This window comes from Arthrobacter sp. TB 23 (assembly GCF_000294595.1).
Classification (GTDB): Bacteria; Actinomycetota; Actinomycetes; order Actinomycetales; family Micrococcaceae; genus Arthrobacter_D.
The window spans coordinates 136,744-151,302 of the sequence record NZ_ALPM01000063.1 but is presented as its reverse complement, the minus strand read 5'-3'; the positions used below and the strand labels follow the sequence as shown (position 1 = coordinate 151,302).

13 protein-coding genes are annotated in these 14,559 nt (G+C 66.4%); 10 read left to right on the top strand and 3 right to left on the bottom strand.

Translation table 11 applies throughout. From position 1 onward, the window contains the following. The first annotated feature begins 29 nt into the window (after positions 1–29). The 10 genes from carA (at position 30) to B384_RS21100 (ending at position 11,618) form a co-directional block, all read left to right on the top strand. A complete protein-coding gene (gene carA, locus B384_RS0109120) occupies positions 30–1,226 on the top strand; it encodes a glutamine-hydrolyzing carbamoyl-phosphate synthase small subunit (RefSeq protein ID WP_083850897.1) in 1,197 nt (398 codons plus the stop codon). Then, on the top strand, positions 1,227–4,541 hold the full coding sequence (gene carB / locus B384_RS0109115; protein ID WP_019482810.1) for a carbamoyl-phosphate synthase large subunit: 3,315 nt from the start codon (positions 1,227–1,229) through the stop codon (positions 4,539–4,541). Beyond that, on the top strand, positions 4,528–5,409 hold the full coding sequence (gene pyrF / locus B384_RS0109110) for an orotidine-5'-phosphate decarboxylase (protein WP_019482809.1): 882 nt from the start codon (positions 4,528–4,530) through the stop codon (positions 5,407–5,409). The genes carB and pyrF overlap by 14 nt, the downstream gene beginning before the upstream one ends. Before the next feature lie 105 nt (positions 5,410–5,514). Then, positions 5,515–5,844, top strand: coding sequence for an integration host factor, actinobacterial type (gene mihF, locus B384_RS0109105; RefSeq protein WP_019482808.1), 330 nt, complete (start codon positions 5,515–5,517; stop codon positions 5,842–5,844). A gap of 38 nt (positions 5,845–5,882) precedes the next feature. After that, positions 5,883–6,452 (top strand): guanylate kinase, encoded by a 570-nt coding sequence (gene gmk, locus B384_RS0109100; protein WP_019482807.1) that lies wholly within the window; start codon positions 5,883–5,885, stop codon positions 6,450–6,452. Between the two features lie 56 nt (positions 6,453–6,508). Then, positions 6,509–6,772, top strand: coding sequence for a DNA-directed RNA polymerase subunit omega (rpoZ, locus tag B384_RS0109095; RefSeq protein WP_019482806.1), 264 nt, complete (start codon positions 6,509–6,511; stop codon positions 6,770–6,772). Positions 6,773–6,793: 21 nt separating this feature from the next. Next, the gene (locus B384_RS0109090; RefSeq protein ID WP_026041078.1) at positions 6,794–8,074 is read left to right on the top strand and encodes a bifunctional phosphopantothenoylcysteine decarboxylase/phosphopantothenate synthase; all 1,281 of its coding nucleotides are present in this window, start codon (positions 6,794–6,796) and stop codon (positions 8,072–8,074) included. A gap of 80 nt (positions 8,075–8,154) precedes the next feature. Continuing rightward, positions 8,155–9,369, top strand: a complete 1,215-nt coding sequence (gene metK, locus B384_RS0109085) for a methionine adenosyltransferase (RefSeq protein WP_019482804.1) — start codon at positions 8,155–8,157, stop codon at positions 9,367–9,369. 73 nt (positions 9,370–9,442) lie between these two features. Then, positions 9,443–11,248 carry a primosomal protein N' gene (locus B384_RS18425; protein WP_237715274.1) on the top strand — a complete coding sequence of 602 codons (1,806 nt, stop codon included), beginning with the start codon at positions 9,443–9,445 and terminating at the stop codon, positions 11,246–11,248. Then, entirely contained in the window at positions 11,172–11,618 is a 447-nt protein-coding gene (locus tag B384_RS21100) for a hypothetical protein (RefSeq protein ID WP_237715273.1), read from the top strand. Before B384_RS18425 ends, B384_RS21100 begins: the two co-directional genes overlap by 77 nt. 110 nt (positions 11,619–11,728) lie before the next feature. Here B384_RS21100 and B384_RS0109075 read toward each other — a convergent pair whose 3' ends face one another. Genes B384_RS0109075 through B384_RS0109065 form a run of 3 tightly spaced genes read right to left on the bottom strand, consistent with a single transcriptional unit; the run spans position 11,729 to position 14,555 of the window. Beyond that, complete coding sequence (locus B384_RS0109075) at positions 11,729–12,823, bottom strand: glycosyltransferase family 4 protein (RefSeq protein WP_019482802.1); 1,095 nt, start codon at positions 12,821–12,823, stop codon at positions 11,729–11,731. Then, complete coding sequence (locus B384_RS0109070) at positions 12,820–13,716, bottom strand: alpha/beta fold hydrolase (RefSeq protein ID WP_019482801.1); 897 nt, start codon at positions 13,714–13,716, stop codon at positions 12,820–12,822. Before B384_RS0109070 ends, B384_RS0109075 begins: the two co-directional genes overlap by 4 nt. Positions 13,717–13,718: 2 nt before the next feature. Beyond that, entirely contained in the window at positions 13,719–14,555 is an 837-nt protein-coding gene (locus tag B384_RS0109065) for an aldo/keto reductase (RefSeq protein ID WP_019482800.1), read from the bottom strand. Positions 14,556–14,559: the final 4 nt, after the last annotated feature.

The following is a 14,559-nucleotide window of genomic DNA, read 5'->3' as shown; positions in this document are numbered from 1 at the left end:
AGCCAGCAACCGAAAGCGCTGCCGTTCTGATGCTCGAGGACGGCCGGATCTTCCGCGGCCGCAGTTACGGGGCCGAGGGCACCGCCCTCGGCGAGGCGGTCTTCGCCACCGGCATGACCGGATACCAGGAGACCATCACCGACCCGTCCTATGCCCGCCAACTGGTGGTCCAGACGGCGCCCCACATCGGCAATACCGGGGTCAACGCCGCCGACGCCGAGTCCCGCCGGATCTGGGTGGCCGGCTACATTGTGCGCGACGCCGCCCGGAAACCCTCCAACTGGCGGTCTGAGCAGAGCCTCGACGGTCAGCTCCGCGACCAGGGCATCGTCGGCATCCAGGGAGTCGACACCCGGGCGGTCACCCGCCATCTGCGCGAACGCGGCGCAATGAAGGCGGGAATCTTCTCCGGGCCGGCTGCGGCTGGATCCGATGCCGAATTGCTGGCGCTCGTCGCCGGCCAGGAGTCAATGCAGGGTGCCCGGCTGGCCGAGGAAGTCAGCGCCACCAGCCGGTATGTGGTCGAACCGTCCGACAACGGCTGGGAGGGTGAGCCCCTGTTCACCGTCGCCGCGCTGGATTTGGGCATCAAGTCCATGACCCCCAAGCACTTCGCCCAGCGCGGCGTGCGCACGGTCGTGCTGCCCGCCAGCTCAACCTTCGACGACGTCGCCCGGGAGTCACCGGATGGCGTGTTCATGTCCAACGGGCCCGGCGACCCTGCGACCGCCGACCCCCAGGTCGCCCTGCTGCGGGAAGTGCTCGACGCGCGGATCCCCTTCTTCGGGATCTGCTTCGGCAACCAGATCCTGGGGCGCGCCCTGGGGTTTGGCACCTACAAACTCCGGTACGGCCACCGCGGCATCAACCAGCCGGTGCTGGACCGGCGCACCGGAAAGGTGGAGATCACCTCCCAGAACCACGGCTTCGCCGTCGATGCTCCCCTCGATGGTCCGACCCAGGCGCCCGAGGGGCGCTTCGGCAGGGTCGAAGTCAGCCACGTCAGCCTCAACGACGACGTCGTCGAGGGCCTCGCCTGCCTCGACCTGCCGGCCTTCTCCGTCCAGTACCACCCGGAGGCAGCAGCGGGACCCCACGATTCGGCGTACCTCTTTGACCGGTTCATCCAGCTGATGGGTGACACGCGGTCCTCCGACCAGCCGAGCAGCGACGCGAACGACAGCGACACGAACGACAGCGCCGCAAACGATAAGGAAGCAAACTAGATGCCACGCAGAACTGACCTCAAAAGCGTCCTGGTTATCGGCTCAGGACCCATCGTCATCGGGCAGGCCGCCGAGTTCGACTATTCGGGAACGCAGGCCCTGCGGGTATTGAAGGAGGAGGGCCTGCGGGTCATCCTGGTCAATTCCAACCCGGCCACGATCATGACCGACCCGGAGTTCGCCGACGCCACCTATGTGGAACCCATCACCCCCGAGGTGGTCGCCAAGATCATCGAGAAGGAGCGCCCCGACGCCCTCCTGCCCACCCTCGGCGGCCAGACCGCCCTCAACGCTGCGATCGCACTCGACAAGAACGGCGTACTGGACAAGTACGGTGTTGAACTGATCGGCGCCAACATCGCAGCAATCGAACTGGGGGAGAACCGCGAGAAATTCAAGGGCGTCGTCGCCCGCTGCGGCGCCGAATCCGCCAGGTCGATGATCATCCATTCCATCGACGGTGCGCTCGAGGCAGCCGATGACCTGGGCTACCCGATGGTGGTGCGCCCCTCCTTCACCATGGGCGGTCTCGGCTCGGGTCTTGCCTACAACGAGAAGGACCTGCGCCGCATTGTTGGCCAGGGACTGCAGTACAGCCCCACCACCGAGGTCCTCCTCGAGGAGAGCATCCTCGGCTGGAAGGAATACGAGCTCGAGATGATGCGGGACAAGAACGACAACGTGGTGGTGGTCTGTTCCATCGAGAACTTCGACCCGGTCGGCGTCCACACCGGGGATTCCATCACCGTGGCCCCGGCCATGACCCTGACGGACCGCGAATACCAGCGGCTGCGTGACATCTCGATCGCTATCATCCGAGAGGTCGGCGTCGACACCGGCGGCTGCAACATCCAGTTCGCCATCGAACCGGATACCGGCCGGATCGTCGTCATTGAAATGAACCCGCGGGTGTCCCGGTCCTCGGCCCTGGCTTCCAAGGCCACCGGCTTCGCGATCGCGAAGATCGCCACGAAGCTCTCCCTCGGCTACACCCTGGACGAGATCCCGAACGACATCACCAAGAAGACGCCGGCTTCCTTTGAACCGACCCTCGACTACGTGGTGGTCAAGGTGCCCCGGTTCGCGTTTGAAAAGTTCCCAGCGGCCGATCCCACCCTGACCACCACCATGAAGTCGGTGGGTGAGGCCATGGCGATCGGCCGGAACTTCACCGAAGCGCTCCAGAAAGCCCTGCGCTCCCTGGAGCAGAAGGGCTCCCAGCTGTCCTTTGACATCTCAGCCGACATCGACGTGCCGGCCCTCATCAGTGCCGCCAGGCGCCCCACCACCGAGCGGCTCTCCCAGGTGCAGCAGGCGCTCCTCGGTGGTGGCACCGTTGACGAGCTGTACCAGGCCACAGGAATCGACCCGTGGTACCTGGACCAGCTGGTCCTGCTCAACGAGGTGGCGGAAACTATCCGGGAGGCACCCGCGCTGACCGAGGAAATGCTGCGCCTCGCCAAACGCCACGGCTTCTCCGATGAACAAATCGGGGCGCTGACCCACACCCCCGAAGCAGTGGTGCGCGGGGTACGCCATGCGCTCGGGGTGCGGCCGGTCTACAAGACCGTCGACACTTGTGCCGCCGAATTCGCTGCCTACACTCCCTACCACTACTCGTCCTACGACGAGGAGGACGAGGTGGGCCCCCACGCCCAGCCGTCCATCATCATTTTGGGATCCGGGCCCAACCGGATCGGCCAGGGCATCGAGTTCGACTACTCCTGCGTCCACGCGTCGATGGCGTTGCGCAAAGCCGGCTACGAAACGGTGATGGTCAACTGCAACCCGGAGACCGTGTCCACCGACTACGACATCTCCACCCGGCTGTACTTCGAGCCGCTGACCCTCGAGGATGTCCTCGAAGTCATCGCGGCCGAGGAACGCACCGGCGGCGTGATGGGCGTGTTCGTGCAGCTTGGCGGGCAGACTCCGCTGAAACTCGCGCAGGAACTGGCCGACGCCGGCATCCCGATCCTGGGCACGTCCCCCGAAGCCATTGACCTGGCCGAGCACCGCGGCGCGTTCAGCCGGGTCCTCGACGCGGCAGGGCTGATTTCGCCCAAGAACGGCACCGCAGTTTCGTTCGAGGACTCCAAGAAGATCGCCGACGAGATCGGGTACCCGGTGCTGGTCCGGCCGTCCTATGTGCTGGGCGGCCGTGGCATGGAAATCGTCTACGACGAGGCCAACCTGTCCCGTTATATCGCCAACGCCACCGAGATCACCGAGGCGCATCCGGTCCTGATCGACAGGTTCCTGGAAGACGCCATCGAGATCGACGTCGACGCCCTGTACGACGGCACCGACCTGTACCTCGGCGGCATCATGGAGCATATCGAAGAGGCGGGAATCCACTCCGGCGACTCGGCCTGCGTCCTGCCACCGATCACCCTCGGAGCCGATATCCTGCAGCGCGTCCGTGAAGCCACCCTCGCCATCGCTGAAGGCGTCGGGGTCCGGGGTCTGATCAACATCCAGTTCGCGTTGGCCTCCGATGTGCTCTACGTCCTGGAAGCGAACCCGCGTGCCTCGCGCACCGTGCCGTTCGTCTCCAAGGCCACCGGTGTGCAGCTCGCCAAAGCCGCGGCGCTGATCGGCACGGGAGTCTCCATCGCGGCCCTCCGGACCGAGCATGGTCTGCTTCCGGCGACCGGCGACGGCGGGGACCTCCCCCTGGACGCTCCGGTCTCGGTGAAGGAAGCAGTGCTGCCGTTCAGCAGGTTCCGCACCACCGACGGCACGGTAGTGGATTCACTGCTCGGCCCGGAGATGCGGTCCACCGGTGAAGTCATGGGTATCGACAAATACTTCGATACCGCCTTTGCCAAGAGCCAGTCGGCTGCCAACGCAGCACTGCCGACCGAGGGCCGGGTGTTCGTTTCGGTTGCCAACCGGGACAAACGGTCAATCATCATGCCGGTCAAACGTCTCGTGGATCTCGGCTTTGAAATCCTGTCCACCGGCGGCACCGCCGATGTGCTGCGCCGCAACGGTATCCAGTCCACCACGGTGCGCAAGATTGCCGAGGGCACCGGGGAACACGGTGAGGGAACGGTGGTCGACCTGATCACCGATGGCACCATTGACATGATCATCAACACGCCCACCGGCGGGCAGGCCCGCGGCGACGGGTACGAGATCCGGGCCGCGGCGACGTCGTACGGTCTTCCGGTGATCACTACGGTGCCCGAATTCGGTGCTGCGGTGCAGGCCATCGAGGCCATGCGGTGCTACGAGTGGTCGGTCACCAGCCTCCAGGAACACGCCGCTAACCTTCGGGTTGCCACCGAAGCCCGCGATGCCGCACGGTAACGGAACTTTCGGGGTCCGGCTTGCGGAGCGGATGCGCAGCAGGGGCAACCTGTGTGTGGGCATTGACCCGCACCCGGCGCTGCTGCGCGACTGGGGGCTGAACGACGACGCCGCCGGATGCGAACGCTTCGCCCTGACCGTGCTGGACGCGGTGGGGGAGACCGCCTGCATCCTGAAACCGCAGGTGGCATTGTTTGAGCGGCACGGGTCGGCTGGGCTGGCCGCCCTGGAACGCCTGCTGGCTGCCGCCGCGGACCGGGAGGTGCTGACGATAGCCGATGCGAAGCGCGGGGACATCGGCTCGACCATGGCCGCCTACGCCGACGCGTGGCTCCGGGACGGGTCAGCCCTGGCCGCCGATGCGGTGACGCTGAACCCGTACCTGGGGTTTGAATCGCTGCGCCCCGCCCTCAACCTTGCCGCAGAAACCGGTCGAGGCGTCTTCGTGCTCGCGCTGACCTCCAATCCGGAGGGAGCTGACATCCAGCACGCCCAGGTCCGGGACCCGGCAGCCGCCGGGAACCAGGGTGGGGCCAGTATCGGCCGTGCAGTGGCCCGGATCATTGCCGACGCTGCTGCGTGGGAGAACCGCGACGCCGTCGGTCTTGGATCGGTGGGCCTGGTGGTGGGTGCCACGGCGGGCGCAGCAGTGCGCACGCTGGGCCTGGAACTGGGAAAGCTGAACGGTCCGATTCTGGCACCCGGGATCGGCGCCCAGGGCGCGGGGCGAGCCGAAATCGCTGACACGTTTGGCGGGGCCTCAGCCCTGGTCCTCGGAAGTGCCAGCCGCAGCATCCTCGCTGCGGGTCCCGAGCACGGCAAGTTGCGGGCGGCAGCGGAACTGGCGCTGGCTGAGCTCGGCAATTGATTTTGGGCCGCAACTACGGATAGGTTCAGTGCAAGCCCATTCCACAAGAATTTGCATCTACCCGAGCGATCAGCGCGGGACGGTGCCTACTGCAGGGGAGCACTTGTGAGCTTGAAGCCGCTATCGGACTCCGAACGGACGCAAGCGCGCGAGAAAGCCACTGCCGCCCGTGCGGTCAGGGCTGAACTGAAAGTGAAACTGAAGACCGGTGAGACCACTGTCAGCGAAGTGGTCAACGGGATGTCCGAGGATGAAGCCGTCAGCCGGTTGAAAGTCCTTGACCTCCTGAAGGCTCTCCCCGGGGTCGGTGAGGTGCGGGCAGCAGGCATCATGAACGACGTCGGCATCGCCGCCACGCGCCGCGTGCGCGGGCTGGGTGTCCACCAGCGACAAGCATTGATCGAACATCTAGCAAAGCAGGATCCAACGCCCTGACCGGGGCGAGCCAAGGACGCCTGTGAGTGAGGAACCACGTGTCGCAGCCTCGGCTGACAGTACTCGCCGGGCCGACGGCCGTCGGCAAGGGAACCGTCTCGACCTACATTCGCGATAACTACCCCCAGGTCTGGCTGTCGGTCTCCGCCACCACCCGGCCAGCCCGTCCCGGCGAGCTCGACGGCGTCCACTACTTCTTCGTCAGCAACGAGGAATTCGATGACCTGGTCGGGTCGGGCCAAATGCTCGAATGGGCCCTGGTCCATGGGCGGAACCGGTACGGCACCCTGCGACGCACCGTTGACGCGGCAATGGCTGACGGCAAATCGGTGCTCCTGGAGATCGATCTGCAGGGCGCGCGGCAGGTCAAGGAGTCGATGCCGGAAGCGAATTTCGTGTTTCTGACCCCGCCCAGCTGGGACGAAATGGTGCGTCGGCTGGTCGGCCGCGGCACCGAAACGGAGCAGGAGCAGCAGCAACGGCTGGAAACCGCTAAACTAGAACTTGCTGCGGAACCTGAATTCGATCACACGGTGGTCAATGACAGTGTTCAGCGTGCAGCGGACGAGCTTGTATCACTGATGGGACTAAGCCCGCAGGAGCGCTAACGCGCGGTCCGCGAGCCGATGTTCCACCAACAATCTGAAACATTTACGGAGTATTTGTGTCAACACAGCCTGAAGGCATCATCAACCCGCCGATTGACTCCCTGTTGGAGGCATCGGACTCGAAGTATGCCCTGGTGATCTACGGAGCCAAGCGCGCCCGCCAGATCAACGCGTACTACTCCCAGCTCCACGAGGGCCTGTTCGAGTACGTCGGCCCACTGGTCGACACCCGTCTGAACGAGAAGCCACTCTCAATCGCCCTGCGCGAAATCAACGAGGGCATGCTCGTCGCCACGCCGGTCGAATCCACCGAGCAGTAGCTTTATCCAGCTGCCAACCACGTGCGCATAATTCTGGGAGTCGGGGGAGGGATTGCCGCCTATAAGGTGGCTTCCCTCCTCCGGCTTTTTACTGAGGCGGGGCACAACGTGACGGTGATCCCCACCGATGCTGCCACCCGGTTCGTGGGGACCGCCACGTGGGAGGCCCTGTCGGGCAATCCAGTCAGCAACAGCGTGTTCGACGACGTCGACAAGGTCAACCACGTCCGGTTGGGGCAACTCGCTGACCTCGTGGTCATCGCCCCGGCCACGGCCGACCTGCTCGCGAAGTCGGCAGCGGGGATGGCCCCCGACCTTCTCACCGGGACTCTGCTGATGGCCAGCTGCCCCGTCCTGATGGCACCCGCCATGCACACCGAGATGTGGCAGCACCCCGCTACCGTCGCCAACGTGGCCACCCTGCGGAGCCGGGGTACGCTCATCCTCGACCCGGCCTCCGGACGATTGACCGGCACCGACTCGGGTGCTGGCAGACTCCCCGAGCCCGCCGAAATTTTCGCGGCAGCAATGGCCGCCTATGACGCTGCCCACGGTCGAACTGACGCCCAGCACACCGGGTCAGGCGCCGAAACCGGGACCGGAACCCTATCCGCACCCGGTTCCCTCACCGGTCGCCGTGTGGTCATTACCGCCGGAGGCACCCGCGAACCCATCGACCCGGTGCGCTACCTCGGTAACCGTTCCTCAGGCAAGCAGGGGATGGCGCTGGCCGCGGCGGCTCTCGCCGCGGGGGCAACTGTTGAATTGATCCTCGCCCACGTCGAAGTCCCGGCGCCAGACGGCGTCGAACTGGTCCAGGTCGAAACCGCCGAGGAGCTGCGGACCGCGACCCTGCGCGCCGCCAAGCAGGCCGATGCGCTGATCATGGCAGCAGCCGTGGCGGATTTCCGCCCCGCCGAACAGATTCTCACCAAAATCAAGAAACGTGCCGACGGCGTCGACCCCGTCATCACCCTGATCCGCAACCCCGACATCCTCAGGGAAGCCGTAGAGCAGCGAACCGCGGCGGGCGCCGGACCCGTGATCGTCGGGTTCGCCGCCGAGACCGGGGACCCGACCGCTGATCCCCTGAGCCACGCTCGGGAGAAACTCGCACGCAAAGGCTGCGACTATCTGGTGCTCAACCAGGTGGGCGACGGCAGGGTGTTCGGACTGGATGACACAGCAGCAACCATCCTTGCTGCTGGTGGCACCGAACCTGTTGAGGTCATCGGAACCAAAGCCGAGGTAGCCACTGCCGTGGTGGCCCGGTTAGCAGCAGCCCTTGCGGGCCGGGGCTAGCCGCCCGCACGCCACCCGGCACAGCACACAGTCCGTCACCCAACCGCCGTCCTGTCGGTCGAACCAAGTAGAGTGATCAAGTGAATTCAGCCAATCCCGTTCGCAGCGACCTGCGCCTGTTTACCTCGGAATCAGTCACCGAGGGCCATCCGGACAAGATCTGTGACCAGATCAGTGACGCCATCCTCGATGCCATGCTCGAGAAGGATCCCAAATCCCGGGTCGCCGTGGAAACCCTCGTCACTACCGGACTGGTGCATGTGGCCGGCGAAGTCACCACCGAGGCCTACGTGGAAATCCCGGAGCTGGTCCGGCAGACCCTCCTCGGTATCGGGTACGACTCCTCGGCCAACGGCTTCGACGGGGCACGGTGCGGCGTGTCGGTGTCCATCGGGCAGCAGTCACCAGATATCGCGAACGGCGTGTTCAACTCCCTGGAGACCCGCCAGGGTACCGGGCACGACCCGTACGACGCGCAGGGCGCCGGCGACCAGGGCATCATGTTCGGCTACGCCAGCGACGAGACGGCAGTGCTCATGCCGACGCCCATCTGGTTGGCGCACCGGCTGTCCGAGCGTCTGACGACCGTCCGGAAGGATGGCACCCTCGATTACCTTCGTCCCGACGGCAAGACCCAGGTCACCATCGGCTACGACGGCGACATCCCGGTATCGGTCGACTCGGTGGTCGTTTCTTCCCAGCATGCCCAGGGCATGAACCTGGACCAGCTGCGGGCCGACCTCGCCACCTACGTGATCGATCCGGTGCTGGCGGCGTCCGATCTGGATATCAGCAACGTGCGGCACATCCTCAACCCGGGTGGTGATTTCGTGATCGGCGGCCCGGTGGGCGACGCCGGACTGACCGGGCGCAAAATCATCGTTGACACCTATGGCGGCATGGCCAGGCACGGTGGCGGCGCGTTCAGCGGCAAGGACCCCTCAAAGGTCGACCGTTCGGCGGCCTACGCGATGCGCTGGGTAGCGAAGAACGTGGTGGCGGCAGGCCTGGCCCGTCGCGCCGAAATTCAGATCGCCTACGCGATCGGGATGGCCCAGCCAGTGGGAATCTACGTTGAAACCTTCGGCACTGAAACGGTCGACCCGGCCGCTATTGGCAAGGCCATCCGCGAGGTGTTCGACCTTCGCCCGCTGGGCATTATCAACGCCCTTGACCTGCTGCGCCCGATCTACCAGAAGACCGCTGCTCACGGCCATTTCGGCCGCGAAGACGTCGGCTTCAACTGGGAACTCACCGACCGGGTGGACAAGCTGCGGAGCTATTTCAACGCCTAGGACGGATCCGGCCGGGAGCGGACACGGGGACGGCTCCGACGGCGGCGTCACTTCTCAGCCCCCGCACCGGACCGTGCCCGCTGCGTCCCCCAGCGGCGGGGCCGGCGGGGCTGTCCAGCTGTCGCTTCTCCAGGGCTTCCCGACAGCCCCACGCGCAGTCGGTGCCACCGTCCCCGCAGGAACCCTGCCGGTCGCCCAGGTCATCCTTGATTCGCCCCTGACCCACCTCGACCGGGTCTTCGACTACGCCGTTCCCGCGGAGCTCGCCGACGCAGCCCAGCCCGGGGTGCGGGTCAAGGTGCGCTTCAGCGGGCGGGAATTCACCGGGTTTATCGTCGCACGCACTGCCACCACCGAAAGCGCCAAGCGGTTGCTGCCGCTGGCGAAAGTGATCTCCGAGCAGCCGGTTCTCACGCCCGAAGTACTGGCCCTCAGCAGGGCAGTCGCCGCCCGGTACGCGGGAACCGTCAGCGAAGTTCTGAAGGTCGCCATCCCGCCCCGGATGGCGCGCGTTGACGCTGCCTTCGCGGTGACAGGTGAGGAGGCTGCTGCCGGGGTTGTGGGCACTTCCGAGCCCGCAGCAGGTCAACCCGAAACAGGTGCGGGCGCCGGGGCTGCGCTCCTCACCCGCTACGCCAACGGTGCCACCTTTTTGCGGCACCTCGCTGCCGGGCACAGTCCCCGTGCCGTGCTGACCAGCCTGGGCGGCTACGGGGCAAGCGACTGGCCAGCGGAAATCGCCGAGGCGGTAGCTGCTGTGTGGCACACAGGACGCGGGGCCGTCGTCGTCGTCCCTGACCAGCGGGACCTGGCACGGGTCGAAGCGGCATTGGACCAGCGCCTGGGCGCCGGGAACATTGCCCGGCTAACCGCCGAGGACGGGCCAACGCCCCGGTACCGTAACTTTCTCAGGCTGCTGAGCGGGCAGGTGCGGGTGGCCGTCGGCACCCGGTCTGCCGCCTACGCGCCGGTCCAGGACCTGGGACTGGTGTGCCTGTGGGACGACGGCGACGACCTGCATCAGGAGCAGCGCGCTCCCTACCAACATGTCCGGGAGGTCCTACTGCTTCGCGCCGAGCAGGAGGGTTGCGCTGCGCTGCTCGCCTCCGGAGCCCAAAGCACCGAGGCGCACCGGTTGGTATCCACCGGCTGGGCGCAGGCAATTGTCGCCGACCGTTCCGAGGTTCGTCGAAGCACCCCGCGGGTCATCCATACGGGGGACGAGTTTCAACTGGCCCGCGATCCGCTCGCTGCCAGGGCCCGCATCCCGCATGCCGCGTGGAAGGCTGCCTCCGAGGGGCTGGCGCACGGCCCGGTGCTGCTGCAGGTGGCACGCACTGGATTTTCGCCGGCGCTGGCCTGTGAGGAGTGCCGCGAGCCTGCCCGGTGCACCGCGTGCACCGGTCCGCTCGCCCAGACCGGGCGCGGCGGCGCACCGGGATGCCGCTGGTGTGGCAGGCCGGACCTGCGGTGGAGCTGTGCCAACTGCGGGGGCCAGCGGTTGCGCGCCACGGTTGCCGGGGCAACCCGTACCGCAGAGGAACTGGGGCGGGCCTTCCCCGGGGCGACGGTCTACTCGTCCGCCGGCGAGCACATTCTGGACACCGTGCCCGACCGGCCCTCGGTGGTGGTCGCCACCCCCGGCGCAGAGCCACTGGCCCCCACCGGTTACGCGGCGGTGATTCTGCTTGACGGTTCGGCGATGCTCTCCCGCGAGTCGCTCCGCGCTGGGGAGGACACCCTGCGGCGCTGGTTCACCGCTTCGCTGCTGGCCCGCCCNNCCCGCCGCCGACGGCGGACTGGTGGTCATCACCGCCGACGATTCGACGGCGGTGGGTCATCTGGTGCGCTGGGACCCGCAGGGCGCTGCTGGCCGTGAACTTGCCACCCGCAGCGAACTCGGACTGCCGCCGGCCGTCCGGTTCGCGGCGCTGACGGGATCGCGGGAAGCGCTGGCAGTCTTCACCGCAGACCTCGATTCCCGGCTCTTCCTTCGCACCGTTGGCCCGATGCCTGTCGGCGGGCAGCCCGGTCGCACCGCGGGAGGGCGTCCTTCGGGACCAGGCCCACGAGCCGACAAATCCGACACCCAGACCTCCAGCGCGGACCAGCACCGGCTCCTGCTGTTTTTCAGCTACCGCAGCGCACCCGCAGCGACCGCCTGGCTGAAAGCCCGCAAGGCAGCCCTGTCAGCCAGGGGAACGTCAGAGCCGGTCCATGTCCGCTGCGACGCTGCCGATTTGATCTAGCGCACCGGAAGACCCCCATCTGCCGGCGCTCATCCGTGTGCTCATCCGTGTGCCCACCTGCCGGTGGCTATCTACCGGCGCCCACTCGACGGCGCCCACCTGCGTGCTGGCTACCGGCGCCAGGGCGGCTTGCCGGCATGCTCGACCGTTGCAATAGCGGCAGCCTCAAGCAACTGCTCGGCCGACCGATCCCAGGAATACGTTCCGGCCTGCATCCTGCCGGCCCGGGAGGCGGCATGCCACTGGTCAGGTTCGGCCAGGGTCTTGACTGCCGCCGTGAACTGTGTCGGATCATCGGGGTCAACATAGAGGGCCGCAGCCCCGCCCACCTCCCTGAAGATCGCGGTGTCCGCGGCGATCACCGGGGTGCCGGCGGCCATTGCCTCAATGACCGGCAGCCCGTATCCCTCGGTTCGGGACAGCGTCACGAGCGCCGCCCCCGAACGCAGCAGCTCCTGGTACCGATCGTCACTGACCCCATTGTGGAAGATCACCTGTTGGCCGGGCGGAATCAGCAGTTCCAGTTCCCTCCGCCGGGCATCGGTGATACGGCTCAGCAGATGCAGCGTGTACCCATCGAGTCCTCGCATTCCGGCCAGGATCGTTTCGACATTCTTGTACGGCATGAAGGAGCCCATGTAGAGCAGGTCCCGCCCGGGTTCAACTCCCTCGGGGCGCACCACGGTGTCCGGCTGGGGTGCGTTGCCGACGATCCGGACCGGACGGCGGGTCAGCCGGTGCTCACTCATTTGCCCCCGGGTGGTCTCGGAGATGGTGGCGACGACGTCGGCCCGGTTCAGCAACACCCGCTGCGGCCAGTAGGCGAGGTGGTACAGCCGCCAGAGGGTCCGGACCGGCAAGGGCAGGGAACCGGGCGGTTGGGGATTCTGGTAGTAGATCAGATCATGCAGGGTGAGCACGAGCGGGTACTTCCGGCCCCAGCTGCCCATGGTCTGCATGGGGCAGACGACGACGTCGGGGCGCAGCCCGTTGATCTGGCTCGCCACGAATAGCTCCCGGGGGGACAGGGGAGAGGTGATCAGCACGTGGGGTACGTCGGGCAGGAGGCCGAGCTGCCGGGGGTCGGAAATGAGCATCGCCACGTCTGCCCGTTCCGCAACCGCCGCAATCAGGCTGGCCCCGTAGCGGCTGATGCCGTCGTGATGGTCCAGCCGGGTAAACCGGGCGTCGAACAGGATCCTCATTCGGGTCGTCCCGCCAGGAAGTTCTCGATCAGCCGAGCCGCTTCGTCCGGGGTCTCGTAATGCACCAGATGACCCACCTCGGGAATGATCTCAAGCCGGGCATCAGCGATCAGGCCAGCGAGGTCACGTTGACCGGCCACCGAACCCAGGTCATCCTTTTCTGCGGCAATCAGGAGGACCGGCATGGCCAGTCGCGTTGCCACATCCCTGACCGTCCCGGTAATGGAGGCCTGAAACGCCTCCAGCAGCACCCGGCGGCTGGCGTAGGTGCTGAAGTAGCTCAGATGTTGTCCGTGGATGTACCTGCGCAGCGCCCGGTCCTTCGTCTTCGCCATCATCGAACTCATGCCGAGGACAATCCCCGGGTTACCGAGCACCGCGAGGCCCAGCTTCTCTGGCAAGGCCGCCCCCACCCGGTAGTACACGGCCGCCAGTTTGGAAGCGAGCCGGTTGGCACCTTCCAGCGCGGGTTCGCAGATCGGATTGATCAGCACCAGGGCCGCGATCGCCGACGGATGGGCGGCCGCCCACCGCGCCGCGACGATGGATCCGAATGAATGGCCGAGCAGCACCGTGGCGGGTCCCAACGCCAATGCGGTGAAGCTGAAGCCCACGAAATCGGCGTAGGCGTCGACGTCGTGCACGCCGTCGAGCGCCTCGGACTGGCCGAAACCGGGGAGGTCGGGCACCACAATCCGGTGAGACGGCAGCGCTTCGACGATGCGGAGCAGGCCGTGGTGATCGCCCCTGAACCCGTGCACCATGAAGAGGGTGGGCACGTTCGCGGGAGCGCCGGGCGCCGGGGAGAAATCCCAGTACCGCTGCGTTGCGCCTAGGTAGGAATGGGTTGCCTCAGTGGCCTGGCGCGTCACGGTGATGGCGGTGGGAACCAATGCTAGTTCACCTGGTCTGGGTGCGAACCAAAGCGGGTGTTCCGCTCAAGACCCTCAATGGCCGCGAGCTGTGCGGGGCTCAGCTCGAAGCCGAAGACATCGAGGTTGCTGGCGATCCGGTCGGGGCTGCTGGCCTTGGGGATGACCAGGTGGCCGGACTGCACATGCCAGCGGAGGACAACCTGCGCCGGGGTCCGGTTCAGCTCCTCGGCAATCGCCCCGATCACCGGGTCAGCCAGGATCGCACCGCGGCCCAGCGGGCTCCACGCCTGGGTGCGGATGCCGTGGGCGTCATGGAACTGCCGCAGTTCCTCCTGCTGGAGGTAGGGGTGCAGTTCAATCTGGTTGACGGCCGGGACCACCGACGTTTCGCCGAGCAGACGCTCCAGATGGGGAAGCTGGAAGTTGGAGACACCCACCGCCCGCACCCGGCCATCGTGGTACAGCTGCTCCAGGGCGCGAAAAGTATCGACGTATTGATCCCGGGCCGGGCAGGGCCAATGAATCAGGTACAGGTCAATGGAGTCCAGACCAAGCGCTTGCTGGGAGGCGTCGAAGGCGCGGAGGGTCGAGTCGTAGCCATGGTCGTCATTCCACAGCTTGGTGGTGACAAAGACGTCGTTGCGCTCCAGCCACCCAGCACCGACGGCGTCGTTGATGGCACCGCCGACCCCCGCCTCGTTGCCGTACATGGCGGCGGTATCGATGGTGCGATACCCAATTTCGAGGGCCTGGGCGCAGAGGTCGTGGGTCGTCTCGGGCGGCACCTTGTAGACGCCGTACCCGACCTGGTCGATTTGTACCCCGTTATTGAGCGCGATTTTCGGTGCCTTGTGCATACCT